Raw genomic sequence first — 16892 nt, forward strand, 5'->3', positions numbered from 1 at the left:
GATGCACGCGCCGGCGACCGGCGCGCGCATCCTTCGAGGCCGGTTTCAGGTTCTGACCGATACTGCCGGACACAAAGACAATGGCTCAGTTCAACCTTCCGAAAAACTCGCAGATCACGCAGGGGAAGTCCTGGCCGGCCCCTCCCGGCGCCAGGAGTGTGCAGACCTTCAAGATCTACCGGTGGAACCCGGATGACGGAGCCAATCCGCGGATCGACACCTATCAGGTCGACCGCGACGATTGCGGCCCGATGGTGCTCGACGCGCTGCTGTGGATCAAGAACAAGGTCGACTCGACCCTGGTGTTCCGCCGCTCCTGCCGCGAGGGCATCTGTGGCTCCTGCGCGATGAACATCGAGGGGCAGAACGCGCTCGCCTGCACGATGGGCATCGACGAGTGCAAGAGCCCGGACAACGCCCTGCCGGTCCTGACCCGCAAGGACAAGGACGGGGCGATCCGGATCTACCCGCTGCCCCATATGCCGGTCCTGAAGGACCTCGTGCCGGATCTGACGAATTTCTACGCCCAGCACGCCGCCATCGAACCCTGGCTGCAGACCGAAACGCCCGCCCCCGAGAAGGAGTGGCGCCAGACGCCCGAGGACCGCTCCCGGCTCGACGGTCTCTACGAATGCATCCTGTGCGCCTGCTGCAGCACCTCGTGCCCGAGCTACTGGTGGAACGGCGACAAGTTCCTCGGCCCGGCGGCATTGCTTCAGGCCTATCGCTGGCTGATCGATTCGCGAGACGAGAACACCGGCGACCGGCTCGATGCCCTGCACGACCCCTTCCGGCTCTATCGCTGCCACACGATCATGAACTGCGCCAACACCTGCCCGAAGAACCTGAACCCGGCCAAGGCCATCGCCGAGATCAAGAAGATGATGGTGGAGCGCACCCTCTGATCGCACTGGGGTGAGGCCTCCCGGTCACACCGGGGGGAAAAGGCCGGCTCCTCGCGCCGGGGCGGCCCGCGAGCCGGGCCGGCGCCTTGCGGACAGCGCATTTGAATCCGAGTCAGGCGGGACGCTCCGCTCTCAAGCCTGACCCGAAGTGAACCGATGCCGCGCCCGTACCTGACGACGTTTGCCGTCCTCTGCCTGGGCGCCAGCCTCGGCGCCTGCGCGTCGAGCCGGCTGGACGGGCCGCGCACACGCGGGCCGTCGCAGCAGGGCTACCTCGACGCGGTCACCGCGGTCCCGTCCGGGACCGTCACGGCGGCGCCGCTGGCGCCGCCCCCCGGCGTGGCGGCGAGCCCCGACGCCCCCACGGCGCCCGGCGCTCAGGCGGCCCTCTCCCCTTCGGCCCCGACCGTGATCGCCGAACCCGTCGCCCCGCCCGCGCCGCCCCCGCCGGTCGTGGCGAGCGGACGGGCCTCCGTCGTCGGAACCTGGGACGCCCGGGACGCGACGGGCGCCAATTGCAAGGTGACCCTGTCGAGCGCGCCGGCCCTCGACCTGTACAAGGCCTCGGCGGCGGGCTGCCCCAACAAGGATCTGGCCCGGGTCTCGGCCTGGGACTTCCGCGACGGGGAGGTCTACCTCTACCAGGCGGGCGGTTCGGTGGCCGCTCGGCTGCGGCAGGGCGGCGGCGGCTTGGACGGCGCCCTGACCAAGTCGGGGGCCGCGCTGGCGCTCAACCGCTGAGGCGGAACCGGCCCGGTCCGGCGCACGATCCGGGCGCGGTGGAATCGCCGCCGCGACCACTCCGCACGGTTGGTTCGAGGCGCCCCGCGCTTACATGAAGGGCTCCCGCAGCATCACGCCCCCGGTAGCATGTTCCTCGATTGGCTCGAGCGCCGCGTCGACCCGTTCGCGCCCTTCGATGAAGCGCGCATGCCGCCGCGGTCGATCATCGGGTTCGCTTGGTTCTACCTGCACCCGATCCGCGGCGCGCTGGCGCTGCTGTTCGTCATCGCGGTGGTGGCCGGGACGGTCGAGGCGTCGCTCTATCTCGTCATGCGCTGGTTCATCGATCTGCTCGGCTCGGCCGACCGGGCGACGGTGCTGTCGGACCACGCGACCGGGTTGACGCTGGCCGTCCTGCTGATCGCGCTCGTCCGGCCGCTCTCGATCTGGGCCCATGAGGTCCTGTCGAATCAGCTCGTCGTTCCGCAATCCACCAGTCAGATCCGGTGGCGGGCGCACCTCTACACCCTCGGCCACGCCCTCTCGTACTTCCAGGGCGACTTCTCCGGGCGGCTGGCCAACCGGGTCGTGCAGGTCGGCCCGGCGGTCCGCGAACTCGCCGTCGTGTTCATCGACACCCTGCTCTACGTGGCGATCTACGCGGTCACCGCCGTCGGGCTGTTCAGCTCGATCTCGCCGTGGCTCGTGCTCCCGGTCCTCCTGTGGATCGCCGCCTACGCGGGCCTGACCACATGGTTCGTGCCCCGGGCGCGGGCGCGCTCCCACCGCACCGCCGACACGCGCTCGACGCTCATCGGCCGCATCGTGGACAGCTACACCAACATCCTCACCGTGAAGCTCTTCGCCCGCGACCGCGAGGAGCGGGCGGCGGTCCGCGACGCGGTGGACGTCCATACCGCGGCCTACCTGCACCAGTTCCGGCTGGTCACCCTGACCACCAGCCTGCTCGGCATCCTCAACAGCGCCCTGCTGGTCGCCACCGGTGCGGCCTGCCTCGTGCTCTGGCGCGACGGCGGGATGACCACCGGGGAGGCCTCCGCGGGGCTCGCCCTGGTCCTGCGGCTCATCGCCATGTCGGGCTGGGTCATGCAGACGGTGCGCGGCGTGTTCGAGAATGTCGGCGTCGTGCAGGAAAGCATGCAGACCATGGCGCGGCCGCACGGGCTGGTCGATGCCCCGGATGCGCGGGACCTCGTCGTGTCCGGCGGCGAGATCCGGTTCGAGGATGTCGGCTTCCATTACGGCCGCGGTGACGCCACCATCATCGAGGATTTCTCACTGACGATCCGTCCCGGCGAGAAGGTCGGCCTCGTCGGCGTGAGCGGGGCGGGAAAATCGACCCTCGCGAGCCTGCTCCTGCGCCTCTACGACGTGGAGAGCGGCCGCATCCTGGTGGACGGTCAGGATATCGCCACGGTGACGCAGCAATCCCTGCGTGAGGCCATCGCGATGGTGAGCCAGGACACGTCGCTCCTGCACCGTTCGATCCGGGACAACATCGCGTACGGCCGCTCCGGCGCCACGCAGGCGGAGATCGAGCGGGCCGCCCGCCTCGCGCACGCGGACGCGTTCATCGCCGACCTGATCGACCACAAGGGACGGCGGGGTTACGACGCGCAGGTCGGCGAGCGCGGGGTCAAGCTGTCCGGCGGCCAGCGGCAGCGCATCGCCATCGCGCGGGTCATGCTCAAGGATGCGCCGGTCCTCATCCTGGACGAGGCGACCTCGGCCCTCGACAGCCAGGTCGAGGCTGCGATCCAGGAATCGCTCGATGCGCTGATGGCCGGCAAGACCGTGCTGGCCATCGCCCACCGCCTGTCGACGATCGCGGCCCTCGACCGGCTCGTCGTCATCGATCGCGGCCGGATCATCGAGCAGGGCACCCATGCCGAACTCGTGGCTCGCGGCGGCGTCTATGCGGGCCTCTGGTCGCGCCAGTCGGGCGGCTTCCTGGGCGACGGCGCGAACCAGTTCGACGCCGCCGTGGCGTGAGACCGCGGGCGTCCGACATGCACGCCGGCGCGGCAGGCATCAGCGGATTCTTGGAGCGTCGCCGCTGTCTCCGGCATGGCCGAGCGACCGGGACGCGCGGGGGTAACGGCAGCCGGCAACATATCACGATGAACCCGACCGAACCCTATCGCTGCGCTGCACGCGGGCGCTTGACTCCGGGGCGGCAGACGGTCTCATTGCGCGCCTTAGAACCATAATGCTTTGATGCTTCCCGAGCCGGGAAATCGAAGCAGGGCGCCTGCGGCCCTGACGCCGACGCATGGAGTTCCGAATCTTGGCGAATACCTCTGCCGCCGCTCCCGCCGCCTCCGGGCCTGAGGGCAGCCGTCGCGATTTCATGTTCCTGGCCACGGGTGCCGGCTTGGCCGTCGGGGCCGCGGCCGCGGCGTGGCCGCTCGTCTCGTCGATGGCCCCCGACGCCGAGACGATCGCGGCCGGCGCGCCCATCGAGGTCGACCTGACCCCGATCCAGGACGGTCAGATCGTCAACGTCTTCTGGCGGGGCAAGCTGATCTTCGTGCGCAAGCTGACCGACAAGGAACTGACCGACATGAAGGCGGTCCCCCTGTCGGCCATGATCGACCCGGCGGCGTTCACCACGCGGGTCAAGAACGGCCACGACCAGTGGCTCGTGGTCTACGGCAATTGCACGCATCTCGGTTGCGTGCCGATCGGCCATCAGGGCAATTTCGAGGGCTGGGCCTGTCCCTGCCACGGTTCGCAATTCGACGCGGTGGGCCGCGTGCGCCACGGGCCGGCGCCCATCAACCTGCCGATCCCCCCTTACGCCTTCCAGACCGATACCAAGATCCGGATCGGCGAAGGCGGCAAGGAAGCGGCGTGAGGAGGACGGAAGCATGAGCGCGACGGCCAGCACCTACGTCCCCAAGAGCCGCGTGGCCAAATGGTTCGAGGCGCGCCTGCCCATCGTCGGGCTGGTGCACTCCTCGTTCGTGGCCTTCCCGGTTCCCCGCAACCTCAACTACTTCTGGACCTTCGGGGCGATCCTGATCGCGTTCCTGGGCATCCAGATCGTCACCGGCGTCTGGCTGGCGATGCACTACGAGCCGTCGGCGGCGGGCGCGTTCACCTCCGTCGAGAAGATCATGCGCGACGTGAACTACGGCTGGCTGCTGCGCTACGCGCACGCCAACGGCGCGTCGATGTTCTTCGTGGCCGTGTACCTGCACATGTTCCGCAACCTCTATTACGGGTCCTACAAGGCTCCGCGCGAGGTGCTCTACATTCTGGGCGTCGTCATCTACCTGCTGATGATGGCCACGGCCTTCCTGGGCTACACGCTGCCCTGGGGCCAGATGAGCTTCTGGGGCGCCACGGTCATCACCAACATCCTGGCGGCGATCCCGGTGGTGGGCGACACCATCCAGACTCTGCTCTGGGGCGGCTACTCGGTCGGCAGCCCGACGGTGAACCGGTTCTTCTCGCTGCACTACCTGCTGCCTTGGATGATCGCCGGCGTGGTCGTGCTGCACGTCTGGGCGCTGCACGTCACCGGGCAGAACAACCCGGTGGGCATCCCGATCAAGTCGGGCAAGGACGCGGTGCCGTTCACGCCCTACGCGACCATCAAGGACATGTTCGCGGTCTGCGTGTTCATGATCCTGTTCTCGTGGTTCCTGTTCTATCAGCCGAACTACCTGGGCCACGCCGACAACTACATCCCGGCGAACCCGGCGGTGACCCCCGCGCACATCGTCCCGGAATGGTACTTCCTGCCCTTCTACGCGATCCTGCGCGCGGTCCCGAGCAAGCTCGGCGGCGTGATCCTGATGTTCTCGGCGGTGATCATCCTGGCCTTCGCGCCCTGGCTGGACACGTCTAGGATCCGCTCGTGCAACTACCGGCCGATCTACCGCCAGTTCTTCTGGGTGTTCATCGGCGCGACGTTGCTGCTCGGCTGGCTCGGCTCGCAGCCTCCGGAGGGCGGCTACGTGCTGGCGGCGCAGATCTGCACGGCCTATTACTTCGCCCACTTCCTGCTCGTCATGCCACTCTGCGGCCTGTTCGAGACGCCGAAGGCGCTGCCGGGCTCGATCCTCGAGAGCGTGACCGGACCGGGCAAGCAGGTGAGCGGGTCCGGCATGCCGGCCGGCGCCGCCGCCGCTCCGACCATCAAAGGCTGACGGGCTGACGACAGGACCATGATGATGACCCGCGTCCTCTCGACGACCGCGGCGGCCGCCGTCGCGGCCCTGCTGATCGGCGCCGTGCCGGTCTCCGCCCAGGAAGGGCATGGCGGGCCGATCCCGGCCCGCGTGAACTGGAGCTTCGCCGGCACCTTCGGCCGGTTCGACACCGCGCAGCTGCAGCGCGGCTTCCAGGTCTACAAGGAGGTCTGCTCGGCCTGCCACTCGATGAAGCTGGTGGCGTTCCGCACCCTCGCGCAGGAGGGCGGCCCGGACTTCAGCGTCGGACAGGTCAAGGCCCTGGCGGCGACCTATCAGGTCAAGGACGGGCCCAACGATTCCGGCGAGATGTTCGACCGGCCGGGCCGGCCCGCCGACACCTTCCCGCCGCCCTTCCCGAACGATCAGGCGGCGGCTGCCGCCAATGGCGGCAAGGCCCCCCCGGATTTCTCCGTCATCGCCAAGGCGCGGACCTTCTCCCGCGGCTCGCTGTACTTCCTGACCGACTGGCTGCCGTTCGTCGGCTACTCGGAGCAGGGCCCCGACTACATCCACGCGCTGATCAACGGCTACGAGGACCCGCCGAAGGATTTCAGCGTCCCGGACGGCGGCCATTACAACAAGTACTATCCGGGCCACATCATCGCGATGCCGCCGCCGATCAGCGACGGGCAGGTCACCTACCCGAAGAACGATCAGGGCCAGCCGGTCGTCCCGGAGACCGTCGACCAGTACGGCAAGGACGTCGCGGCCTTCCTGATGTGGGCGGCCGAGCCGCACATGATGGACCGCAAGGCCCTGGGCTTCCGGGTGATCCTGTTCCTGATCGTGATGTCGGGGCTGCTCTACTACGTGAAGAAGAAGGTCTGGTCGGATGTCGGCGGCGAGGTCCACGGCCTCCAGCCGGAGCTGCACAACACGTTCTGAACGGGCTCCCCGGAGGGACGAGCCGGCTGGGCCTCCTTCGGGAGGCCCATCTTTTTTGCGCGGGCTCCCCGTGCTACCGCTGCGGGGATCCCGCGGGGCGATATCGGCCGACGCCGATCCCTCTCACCACCGCACCCTCAGGCGCCCGCGCCGGGAGGTCCCGAGGGGAGGGGTTCAGGGATCTCCGCGGGGACCGGAGGGCTCGTTCGAGGCCTCCGCTTCGCTCCGGCACCTCGGGATGAGGTGGCGGATGGAATGATCGCACGCAGGACAACGGAATGACCGCAGCGGTGCTCGGGGTGATGGGCGGCTCCGGGGTCTACGACCTGCCGGGGCTGGAGGACGTCCGCGAGGAACGCGTCGCTTCGCCCTGGGGCGAACCTTCGGATGCCCTGCGCATCGGGCGGATCGGCGACACCCCGATCGTCTTCCTGGCGCGCCACGGGCGGGGCCACCGGTTTTCACCATCGGGGATCAACTACCGGGCCAACATCGACGCGATGAAGCGGGCCGGCGTGACCGACCTGGTCTCGCTCTCGGCGTGCGGCTCGTTCCGCGAGGATCTGGCACCCGGCCTGTTCGTGCTCGTCGACCAGTTCGTCGACCGGACCCAGGGCCGCGCCGCCTCGTTCTTCGGCGATGGCTGCGTCGCGCACGTCTCGCTCGCCCACCCGATCGGGCCCGGCCTCCAGGCCCGCATCGCGGCGGCGGCGAAGGCCGAGGCGATCGCGGTGCATCGCGGCGGCACCTACGTCTGCATGGACGGACCGCAATTCTCCTCGCTGGCCGAGTCGCGCGCCTACAAGGCGCAGGGCTTCGACGTCATCGGCATGACCAACATGCCCGAGGCCAAGCTCGCCCGCGAGGCGGAGATCACCTACGCGACCATCGCGATGGTGACCGACTACGATTGCTGGCATCCCGGTCACGACGCCGTGGATGTCGCCGCCGTGGTGGCGGTCGCCCGGGCCAACGCCGACAAGGCCGCGCGGCTCGTGGCACGTCTGGCGCGCGACTTCCCGGCCGAGCGCGAACCCTGCCCGGCGGGTTCGCACCGGGCTCTCGACGGGGCGATCATGACCGCACCGGCCGTTCGCGATCCCGCGCTGCTCGCCAAGCTCGACGCCGTCGCGGGGCGGGTCCTGACCGATTAGGCAGCCACCCTTTCCAATCGGGCGAGACTCCCACTAGAAGGCGCTCGCGGCCCGGGCCGTCCTCGACGCAAAGTCCCAGAGAAATGCGCAGCGCCACCATCACCCGGAAGACCGCCGAGACCGACATCGCGGTCACCGTGGCTCTCGACGGGACCGGACGATCGAACATCGCCACCGGGATCGGGTTCCTCGACCACATGCTGGACCTGCTGGCCCGGCATGCGCTGTTCGACCTCGACGTGAAGGTCGACGGCGACCTGCACATCGACCAGCACCACTCGGCCGAGGATTGCGGCATCGCCCTGGGCCGGGCCTTCGCCGAGGCGCTCGGAGACAAGCGCGGGGTGACGCGCTACGCCGACATCCATCTTCCGATGGACGAGGCACTGACCCGCGTCTGTGTCGATATTTCCGGCCGGCCGTTCCTGGTCTTTCGCACCGCCTTCCGCGTTGAGAAGATCGGGACATTCGACACCGAGCTGGTGCGGGAGTGGTTCCAGGCCTTCGCGATGAACGCCGGGCTGACCCTCCACGTGGAGACGCTCTACGGGGACAACGCCCACCACATCGCGGAAAGCTGCTTCAAGGGCCTGGCCCGGGCCTTGCGGAAGGCGGTGGCCATCGATCCGCGTGAGGAGGGACGCGTTCCCTCCACCAAGGGCTCCCTGTAGACCTGTCCTCGTCGCGCGGTCCGGTCGGCCCTCCGGCCATCCGGCAGCGCCGTTCTCGGAGTATCGCGATGCGGATGCGCAGCTACACGCTCCACCTGCCCCAGGAGGCGCGGCCGGGTGAATCGCTCGGGCTCGACCGGGCGGTGGTGGTGCCGGACGGTTTCTCGTGGACGGCCTTCGCGTTCTCCGTGCTGTGGTTCCTGTATCACCGCCTCTGGATCGCCGCGCTGATCGTGCTCGTCGGGCTCGCTGCCCTCGCCGGCGCGGGCGTCGCGCTGGGCCTGCCCGTCGGCGCCGGCCTGATCGCCACGCTGCTGGCCGGATGTCTGATCGGGCTCGAAGCGTCGAGTCTCCGGCGCTGGACCCTGGCCCGGCGCGGCTGGCCGGTGCGCGACGCCGTCATGGCCGGCAGTGCGGCCGAGGCGGAGTCGCGGGCGCTGAACCGCTGGCTGGCGGCGAGCCCGACCGCGCCGCGCGCGCCGTTCCCGAGCGGCCCCAGCCGCCGCGCCGAGCCCGTCATCGGTCTGTTCCCCGCCCAGGAAGGCGCCCGGTGAGTGTCCGGGCGAGACGAGCATGAGCGCCGAGACCGTCGCGATCATCGATTACGGGTCGGGCAACCTCCATTCCGCCGCCAAGGCCTTCGAGCGCGCCGCCCGCGAGACCGGGCGTGACGCGCGGATCTGCCTGACCTCGGATCCGGACGTTGTCGCCGCTGCGGACCGCGTCGTCCTGCCGGGCGTCGGCGCCTACGCGGATTGCCGCCGCGGGCTCGATGCCGTGCCCGGCATGGTCGAGGCGATGACGCAGGCCGCCCAAGGGGCCGGACGGCCCTTCCTGGGGATCTGCGTGGGCATGCAGCTCCTGGCGACCCGCGGGCTGGAATACACCGTCACGCCGGGGCTCGACTGGATCCCGGGCGATGTCGGACCGATCCGGCCCTCGGACCCGGCGCTCAAGGTCCCCCATATGGGCTGGAACACCCTGCGGGCGGAGCGCGGCCACCCGCTGCTCGCCGGCATCCCGACGGGCGAGGACGGGCTGCACGCCTATTTCGTCCACAGCTACGCGCTCGCCCCCGCGCGTCCCGAGGACGTGGTGGCGCGGGCCGAGTACGGCGGACCGGTCACCGCCCTGGTGGCGCGCGACAACGTCGCCGGCACGCAGTTCCACCCCGAGAAGAGCCAGCGGCTGGGCCTCGCGCTCATCGCGAATTTCCTGAACTGGCGGCCCTGAGGGCGGTGTCGCCCCGGCAAGAAGGACTGAAACGCCCGTGATCCTGTACCCGGCGATCGACCTCAAGGAGGGACGCTGCGTCCGCCTCATCCAGGGGGACATGGCGCAGGCCAAGATCTTCGGCGACGATCCGGCAGCGCAGGCCGCGATCTTCGCCGAGCAGGGCTTTTCCTGGCTCCACGTGGTCGATCTCGACGGCGCCTTTGCGGGCGCTCCGCGCAACGCCGCGGCGGTCGAGGCGATCCTGGGCCGGGTGACGATACCGGTGCAGCTCGGGGGCGGCATCCGCGAGATGAAGACCCTGGAGGGCTGGCTCGCCAAGGGCGTCGCCCGGGTGATCATCGGCACGGCGGCGGTGCGCGATCCCGAATTCGTCCGCGAGGCCGCCCGCAAGCATCCCGGCCGGATCGCGGTCGGCATCGACGCCAAGGACGGCCGCGTCGCCGTCGAGGGCTGGGCGCAGACCTCCAGCATGACCGCGGAGGAGCTGGGGCGCCGGTTCGAGGACGCGGGCGTCGCGGCGATCATCTACACCGACATCGCCCGGGACGGGATCCTGAAGGGTCTCAACGTCGAGATGACCCTGGCGCTGGCGCAGGCCGTGCGGATCCCGGTGATCGCGTCGGGTGGCCTCGCCTCGATCGACGACGTGCACCGCCTGCTCCAGCCGGACTGCGCGCTGATCGCCGGGGCCATCACCGGGCGGGCGCTCTACGACGGCCGGATCGATCCGGAGGCGGCCCTGGCGGCGATCGCTGCGGCGCGCGGCCCGGCTTCGTGCTAGATCGTTCCGGTGAGGCGCCGACGCGGGAGGCATCGATGACGGCGGTGAAGGCCCGGCCGGCCTCGGCCGGGACGGCCTACGCGGACGACTTCTACACCTGGACGCAGGAGCAGGGTGCGCGGCTGCGGTCCGGAGACCTGTCGGGTCTCGACCGCGAGAACCTGGCCGAGGAGATCGAGAGCTGGGGCAAGAGCCAGTTCGCCAGTTTGGTGAGCGCGCTGCGCGTGGTGCTGCTGCACATGCTCAAATTCGACCATCAGCCCGGCAAGCGCACGCGGTGCTGGATGATCTCGATCGCAACACATCGCATTCAGGTCGCCGAGGAATTGAGCGAGAGCCCCGGACTGAAGCGCCGTGTCGTCGAAGCCATCACCAAGGCCTATCGAATCGCGCGCCTTGAAGCCGCGAAAGTGACCAGGCTCGCGGTCAGCCGCTTTCCAGAGACGTGCCCCTATACGTATCAGGACATCATGGATCGCCACTTCGCGATCGACTCCGAAGCCTGAACCGATTGCCGAGACGCCGTGCTCAAAACCCGCATCATCCCCTGCCTCGACGTGAAGGACGGGCGCGTCGTGAAGGGCGTGCGCTTCGAGGGCCTGCGCGATGCCGGCGATCCGGTTGAGGCCGCCAAGGTCTACGACGCGGCCGGCGCCGACGAGCTCTGTTTCCTCGACATCACCGCCAGCCGGGAGGCCCGCGGCACGCTGCTCGACATCGTGAGTCGAACCGCCGAGGCCTGCTTCATGCCGCTCACCGTCGGCGGCGGCGTCCGCACCGTCGAGGACGTGCGCGCCCTGCTGCTCGCCGGCGCCGACAAGGTCGCCATCAACACCGCGGCGGTCAGGGATCCGGACCTCGTCGCCCGGGCGGCGGAGAAGTTCGGCGCCCAGTGCATCGTGGTGGCGATCGACGCCAAACGCGTCTCGCCGCCGGGGGCACCGGCGGCCTGGGAGATCTTCACCCATGGCGGCCGCGATCCCACGGGCATCGACGCGGTCGCCTTCGCCCGGCTGGTCGCCGGGAAGGGCGCGGGGGAGTTGCTGGTCACCTCCATGGACAAGGACGGCACCCGCTCCGGCTACGACCTCGCCCTGACGCGGGCGATCAGCGACGCCGTGACCGTCCCGGTGATCGCGTCCGGCGGCGTCGGCGGCCTCGACGACCTCGTGGCCGGGGTGGCCGAGGGCGGCGCGAGCGCCGTGCTGGCGGCCTCGATCTTCCATTTCGGACAGGCAAGCGTCGCCGAGGCCAAGGCGCACATGGCGGCGGCCGGCCTCGCCGTGCGCCTCGACCGCCCGGCCACTTCCGCGAGGGTGTCCCGGTGAGCAGCTACCTTCTCGTCAACGCCGATCTCCTCGATCCCGCGACGGGCCGCAGCACCCCAGGCGCACTCTACGTGCGGGACGGCCGCATCGCCGACATCGCGTCCGGAGCCGCGCCCGGCGCGCCCGCCGACGCGGCCCGGATCGACTGCGCCGGCCGCGTGCTGACGCCGGGCTTGATCGACATGCGCGCCTTCGTGGGCGAACCGGGGGCCGAGCACCGCGAGACCCTGGCCTCCGCGAGCGCCGCCGCCGCCGCAGGCGGCGTCACGACCCTGGTCTGCATGCCCGACACCAACCCGGTGATCGACGAGCCCGCCATCGTCGACTTCGTGCTCCGCCGCGCCCGCGACACGGCGAGCGTCAACGTGCTGCCCGCCGCCGCCATCACCAAGGGCCTGGCCGGCCGGGAGATGACCGAGTTCGGCCTGCTCAAGGAAGCGGGTGCCGTCGCCTTCACGGACGGGCTGCGCGCCGTGGCGAACGCCCAGGTGATGCGGCGGGCGCTCACCTACGCCCGGGACTTCGACGCCCTGCTGATGCAGCACGTCGAGGAGGCCGACCTCGTCGCCGAGGGGGTGATGAACGAGGGCGAGTTCGCCTCGCGCCTCGGCCTGATGGGCATCCCCCGCGAGGCCGAGACCGTGTTGCTGGAGCGGGACATCCGCCTCGCGCGGCTGACCGGCGCCCGCTATCACGCGGCGATGATCTCGTGTGCGGATTCGGTGGAGATCGTCCGCCGGGCCAAGCAGGACGGCCTGCCGGTGACCTGCGGCGTCTCGGTGAACAACCTCGTGCTCAACGAGAACGATATCGGCCATTACCGCACCTTCTGCCGCCTCTCGCCGCCCCTGCGCGACGAGGCCGACCGGCACGCGGTGGTGCGCGCCCTCGACGAGGGCGTGATCGACGTGGTCGTCTCCGACCACAATCCCCAGGACGTCGAGACCAAGCGCCTGCCCTTCGCCGAGGCGGCGAACGGCGCGCTCGGCGTCGAGACGCTGCTCGGCGCCTCGCTGCGTCTCGTGCATACCGGCGACCTGGCGCTGCCGAAGCTCATCGCCGCGCTCACCATCAACCCGGCCCGGATCCTCGGCCGCGCGGCCGGACGCTTGACGGTCGGCGCCCCCGCCGACCTGATGCTGCTCGACCCCGATCTGCCTTACGTCCTCGACAAGCGCCGGCTGAAATCGCGCTCGAAGAACTCGCCCTTCGACGAGGCGCGCCTCCAGGGCGCCGCCGTGCTGACGCTGGTCGGGGGCACCATCGTGCACGCGGCCGACGATCTCGCGACGGCCGCGTGATGTCCCCGGATCTCGTGACCCCGGCCGCGCTCGGCGGCCTCGCGCTGGGCTATCTCCTGGGCTCGATCCCGTTCGGGCTGATCCTGACGCGGTTTGCCGGCCTCGGCGACGTGCGGTCGATCGGCTCGGGCAACATCGGCGCCACCAACGTGCTGCGAACCGGCCGCAAGGGGCTCGCCGCCGCGACCCTGCTGGGCGACGCCCTGAAGGGCACGGCGGCGGTGCTGATCGCCCGGAACCTGGGGGAGGGGCCGGCGCTCGCCGCAGGCCTCGGGGCGTTCCTGGGTCACCTCTTCCCGGTCTGGCTCCGGTTCAAGGGCGGCAAGGGCGTCGCGACCTTCATCGGCGTGCTGCTCGCCTTCAGCCCGCCGGCGCTCGGCGTCTTCGCGGCGATCTGGCTCGGGCTCGCATTCGCGCTCAAATACTCGTCCCTCGCGGCGCTCGCCGCCTCGATCGCAACGCCGCTCACCCTGTGGGCCCTCGGCGCGCCGGCCCAAGCTTGGCTGTTCCTGATCATGGCGGCGCTGCTATGGTGGAAGCACGCGCCCAACATCCGCCGGCTCGCGTCCGGCACCGAGGGGCGCATCGGCCAGAAGGGCTGAGCGCACGCGCGCGATGCGCGGACCTTGGGGGTGGTGCATGCAGCTCACCGATGCCCAGCGGCTTGATTGGCTGCGGCTGATCCGCACCGAGGGCGTCGGCCCGCGCACCTTCCGCACCCTGATCAATCGGTTCGGCGGCGCGGCCGGCGCCCTCGAGGCGCTGCCGGACCTGACACGGCGCCAGGGCCGGCGAATCGAACCGGTGACCCGGGCGCAGGCCGAGGACGAGGTCGCCGCCCTGCACCGCCTCGGCGGCCGTCTCATCGCCGCCGGGGAGACGGAGTATCCCCGGCTCCTCCACCAGACCGAGGCCGCGCCGCCGCTGCTGGCGGTGCGGGGGGCGGCCATCCTGAACCGGCCGGCCGTGGCGGTGGTGGGCTCGCGCAATGCCTCGACGGCCGGGCTCGCCTTCACAGAGCGGCTGAGCCGCGGCCTCGGAGAGGCCGGTCTGGTCGTCGTCTCGGGTCTCGCCCGCGGCATCGACGTGCAGGCGCACCGGGCCAGCCTCCCGACCGGCACGGTCGCGGTGATGGCCGGCGGTCAGGACCGGATCTATCCCGCGAGCCACGCGGCCCTCGTCGAGACGATCCTGGGGCAGGGGGGCGCCGTCCTGGCCGAGATGCCGCTGGGATGGGAGCCGCGCGGGCGCGACTTCCCCCGGCGCAACCGGATCATCTCCGGCCTCTCCTACGGTACCGTCGTGGTCGAGGCGGCGCGCCGCTCCGGCTCGCTGATCACCGCGCGCTTCGCGCTGGAGCAGAACCGCGAGGTCTTCGCGGTCCCGGGTTCGCCGCTGGATCCGCGCGCCGAGGGCACCAACGACCTCATCCGCCAGGGTGCGACCCTCGTGTCGGACGTGACCCACGTCCTCGACGTCGTCGGTGCGATCATCGAGGGCGGTGCGGACGCCGATGCCGCCCCGGCCCGGCCCCGGCCGGATCTCGCCGAGCAGCCCGATTTCTGGGACGAGATCGACCTGGACGCGCTCACCCGCGAGGCGACGGGCCCCCCGGTCGTCGCCGAGGGACCCTGGCCCGAATCATCCGATGATCCCGACGAGTCGCCGGAGCCCGCCGACGACCGGGCGCGGATCGTCGCCCTGCTGGGACCGAGCCCGGTCGGCACGGACGAGCTGGCGCGCTGCGCGGGCGTCGGCGCCCGGGTGGTGCAGACCGTGCTGCTGGAGCTCGAACTGGACGGCCGGATCGAGCGCCACGGGAGCGGTGCCGTCTCGCTGGTCAGCCGCTGAGCGGATCCGCGTCGGCGTCCGAATCGGCGAGGTGCCGCATGACGTCGAGGCAGCCCTGGAGGATGTAGGCGGCGGCGAGCTTGTCGACGAGTGCGCCGCGTCGCGCCCGGGAGGCGTCGGCCTCGATCAGGGCCCGGGTCACCACGGCGGTCGACAGACGCTCGTCGAAGAACACGTGCGGCAGGGGCAGGATCGGCGCGAGGTTGCGCACGAAGGCGCGGGTCGACTGTACCCGCGGGCCTTCGCTGCCGTCCATGTTGAGCGGCAGGCCGACCACCAGTCCGCCCACCGCGTGCTGCCGACACAGGGCGGCCAGCCGCTGGGCGTCCGGCGTGAACTTCACCCGGCGGATCGTCTCCAGCGGCGTCGCGATCTGCCGTCCGAGATCCGACAGGGCGAGGCCGATCGTCTTGGTGCCGAGGTCGATCCCGATGAGGCGTGCGCCGCCCTGCGAGGCGGCCACGAAGGCGCGGATCGCGTCGTGGTTCATGGGGCCGCCGCCGCGGTTCGGGCGAGCGTCGCCTCGGAGATGCCCTCGAACCGGGCGGGGAGGGGCTCGGCGCCCGCCCCGAGGATCAGGGCGACCGCCGGACCGGTGGCCCGGGTGAAGAGGTCGGCGAGGCTCTCGCCGCCGAACCGGATCATCACCAGATCGGGGGCCAGCAGCCAGATGTCGTATTCGCCGTCACCGGAGACGTCCCAGAACAGGAAGCTGCCGTCCTCGCCCGTCCCGAAGAAACAGGCGCGCTCGATGACGTGCGGATCGCCGCCCTCGACGTCGAACCGGTGGGGTTCCGCCCCGTCCTCCAGCATCCGCACCGCGGCGCCGACGCTGTGGGCGATGACCGCCGCCTGGGCGACCAGATCCACCGGCTCGAAGGGTGCCGGGACGGCGACCCGGAACTGGCCGCCCGCCAAGCCGACGCCGCAGGTGCGGCAGAAATCCCGATAGGAGGCCGGGAGCGGGAATCCCAGCGCCTCGGCCGCGCGGTCCAGGGCCGCGTCATCCGCCGTCAGCCCCGGCGACAGGGTGCCGAACACCCGCTCCCACATCGACCCCACTCCACCATCCACAGCCTTAACCACCTCCGCAAATCACCCGCGTGCGCCCGGAGCCGTTCGCGAATAGATAGGTTAAGACTTCGTTAAACCACGCCTTGGGTGCCCGCCTTGTCGACGACCGCCCCGCTCCACCGTTCCGCCCCGTCTCGCCCCGCGCCCGCGCTGACCCGCAAGCATTGTTGGATGCTGCTGCTCGCCTTCGAGATCCTCGTTCTGGGCTTCGCCCAGTCGATGTTCCAGCCCGTGCGTCAGGCCGGGATCACCATCGAGATGTCGGTAACCCCGAACCACGTCGTGACGTGAGGCGGCGTCCGACGTGAAGATCCCCCGGTAGCCGCGCAGGCTCCCGCCGCGCCGCCGTCCGCGTTGCGGCGCTGCGAACGCCGGTGCTATAGCCCGACCGACCACGGGAGGCACCTCCCGGACAGGGACGAACGGGACGGCATGTCGGTCGACGAGAAGACGGTTCGGCGCATCGCCCATCTGGCGCGGATCGCGGTCACCGACGACGAGGTCGGTCCGCTACAGGGCGAGTTGAACGCCATCCTGGCCTTCGTCGAGCAGCTCGGCGCCGTCGATGTTTCCGGCGTCGAACCCATGACCTCGGTCACCCCGATGGCGATGAAGAAGCGGGAGGACGTGGTCACCGACGGCGGCCGAGCCGCCGACGTGGTGGCCAACGCTCCGGAGACCGAGGACAATTATTTCCTGGTTCCGAAGGTGATCGAGTAGGGCGGCACCGCCCTCGACTCTGCGGACCGGGTTTCTGACG

The 16892-nt window shown here is 70.5% G+C and carries 19 protein-coding genes; 17 read left to right on the forward strand and 2 right to left on the reverse strand.

The window, feature by feature from the left end:
- The first annotated feature begins 80 nt into the window (after positions 1–80).
- The 16 genes from MKL01_RS26440 (at position 81) to dprA (ending at position 15058) form a co-directional block, all read left to right on the forward strand.
- Positions 81–905 (forward strand): succinate dehydrogenase iron-sulfur subunit, encoded by an 825-nt coding sequence (locus MKL01_RS26440; protein WP_243908138.1) that lies wholly within the window; start codon positions 81–83, stop codon positions 903–905.
- 156 nt (positions 906–1061) lie between these two features.
- Positions 1062–1646 (forward strand): AprI/Inh family metalloprotease inhibitor, encoded by a 585-nt coding sequence (locus MKL01_RS26445; RefSeq protein WP_243908139.1) that lies wholly within the window; start codon positions 1062–1064, stop codon positions 1644–1646.
- Positions 1647–1775: 129 nt separating this feature from the next.
- A complete protein-coding gene (locus tag MKL01_RS26450; RefSeq protein WP_243908140.1) occupies positions 1776–3641 on the forward strand; it encodes an ABC transporter ATP-binding protein in 1866 nt (621 codons plus the stop codon).
- Positions 3642–3921: 280 nt separating this feature from the next.
- Entirely contained in the window at positions 3922–4506 is a 585-nt protein-coding gene (petA, locus tag MKL01_RS26455; protein ID WP_279604879.1) for a ubiquinol-cytochrome c reductase iron-sulfur subunit, read from the forward strand.
- Between the two features lie 13 nt (positions 4507–4519).
- The gene (locus tag MKL01_RS26460; protein ID WP_243908141.1) at positions 4520–5806 is read left to right on the forward strand and encodes a cytochrome b; all 1287 of its coding nucleotides are present in this window, start codon (positions 4520–4522) and stop codon (positions 5804–5806) included.
- Positions 5807–5824: 18 nt separating this feature from the next.
- Positions 5825–6736 carry a cytochrome c1 gene (locus MKL01_RS26465; protein ID WP_243908142.1) on the forward strand — a complete coding sequence of 304 codons (912 nt, stop codon included), beginning with the start codon at positions 5825–5827 and terminating at the stop codon, positions 6734–6736.
- A 278-nt stretch (positions 6737–7014) separates the two neighbouring features.
- Positions 7015–7890 carry an S-methyl-5'-thioadenosine phosphorylase gene (locus tag MKL01_RS26470; protein WP_243908143.1) on the forward strand — a complete coding sequence of 292 codons (876 nt, stop codon included), beginning with the start codon at positions 7015–7017 and terminating at the stop codon, positions 7888–7890.
- 83 nt (positions 7891–7973) lie between these two features.
- Positions 7974–8561, forward strand: coding sequence for an imidazoleglycerol-phosphate dehydratase HisB (gene hisB / locus MKL01_RS26475; protein WP_243908144.1), 588 nt, complete (start codon positions 7974–7976; stop codon positions 8559–8561).
- A gap of 68 nt (positions 8562–8629) precedes the next feature.
- A complete protein-coding gene (locus tag MKL01_RS26480; protein ID WP_243908145.1) occupies positions 8630–9115 on the forward strand; it encodes a DUF2628 domain-containing protein in 486 nt (161 codons plus the stop codon).
- Positions 9116–9134: 19 nt separating this feature from the next.
- Positions 9135–9794, forward strand: coding sequence for an imidazole glycerol phosphate synthase subunit HisH (gene hisH / locus MKL01_RS26485; protein WP_243908146.1), 660 nt, complete (start codon positions 9135–9137; stop codon positions 9792–9794).
- 37 nt (positions 9795–9831) lie between these two features.
- Positions 9832–10578 carry a 1-(5-phosphoribosyl)-5-[(5-phosphoribosylamino)methylideneamino]imidazole-4-carboxamide isomerase gene (gene hisA / locus MKL01_RS26490; RefSeq protein WP_243908147.1) on the forward strand — a complete coding sequence of 249 codons (747 nt, stop codon included), beginning with the start codon at positions 9832–9834 and terminating at the stop codon, positions 10576–10578.
- Between the two features lie 35 nt (positions 10579–10613).
- Positions 10614–11084, forward strand: coding sequence for a DUF29 domain-containing protein (locus MKL01_RS26495; protein WP_243908148.1), 471 nt, complete (start codon positions 10614–10616; stop codon positions 11082–11084).
- A gap of 18 nt (positions 11085–11102) precedes the next feature.
- Entirely contained in the window at positions 11103–11906 is an 804-nt protein-coding gene (gene hisF, locus MKL01_RS26500; RefSeq protein WP_243908149.1) for an imidazole glycerol phosphate synthase subunit HisF, read from the forward strand.
- Positions 11903–13207 (forward strand): dihydroorotase, encoded by a 1305-nt coding sequence (locus tag MKL01_RS26505; protein ID WP_243908150.1) that lies wholly within the window; start codon positions 11903–11905, stop codon positions 13205–13207. The genes hisF and MKL01_RS26505 overlap by 4 nt, the downstream gene beginning before the upstream one ends.
- A complete protein-coding gene (gene plsY / locus MKL01_RS26510) occupies positions 13207–13809 on the forward strand; it encodes a glycerol-3-phosphate 1-O-acyltransferase PlsY (protein ID WP_243908151.1) in 603 nt (200 codons plus the stop codon). Before MKL01_RS26505 ends, plsY begins: the two co-directional genes overlap by 1 nt.
- A gap of 37 nt (positions 13810–13846) precedes the next feature.
- Positions 13847–15058: a DNA-processing protein DprA gene (gene dprA, locus MKL01_RS26515; RefSeq protein ID WP_243908152.1), complete on the forward strand. Its 1212-nt coding sequence runs from the start codon at positions 13847–13849 to the stop codon at positions 15056–15058.
- On the opposite strand, the gene ruvX is transcribed toward dprA, so the two are convergent.
- Both ruvX and MKL01_RS26525 read right to left on the reverse strand, forming a co-directional pair.
- The gene (gene ruvX, locus MKL01_RS26520) at positions 15048–15548 is read right to left on the reverse strand and encodes a Holliday junction resolvase RuvX (protein ID WP_243908153.1); all 501 of its coding nucleotides are present in this window, start codon (positions 15546–15548) and stop codon (positions 15048–15050) included. The two genes, dprA and ruvX, sit on opposite strands and share 11 nt — an antisense overlap.
- Complete coding sequence (locus MKL01_RS26525) at positions 15545–16111, reverse strand: SMI1/KNR4 family protein (protein ID WP_243908154.1); 567 nt, start codon at positions 16109–16111, stop codon at positions 15545–15547. Before MKL01_RS26525 ends, ruvX begins: the two co-directional genes overlap by 4 nt.
- A 453-nt stretch (positions 16112–16564) precedes the next feature.
- Here MKL01_RS26525 and gatC point away from each other — a divergent pair, with 453 nt between their 5' ends.
- Positions 16565–16852 carry an Asp-tRNA(Asn)/Glu-tRNA(Gln) amidotransferase subunit GatC gene (gatC, locus tag MKL01_RS26530; protein ID WP_243908155.1) on the forward strand — a complete coding sequence of 96 codons (288 nt, stop codon included), beginning with the start codon at positions 16565–16567 and terminating at the stop codon, positions 16850–16852.
- The last annotated feature ends 40 nt before the right edge of the window (positions 16853–16892 follow it).

Origin of the sequence: Methylobacterium sp. J-070 (assembly GCF_022829385.1) — a bacterium.
GTDB lineage: Bacteria > Pseudomonadota > Alphaproteobacteria > Rhizobiales > Beijerinckiaceae > Methylobacterium.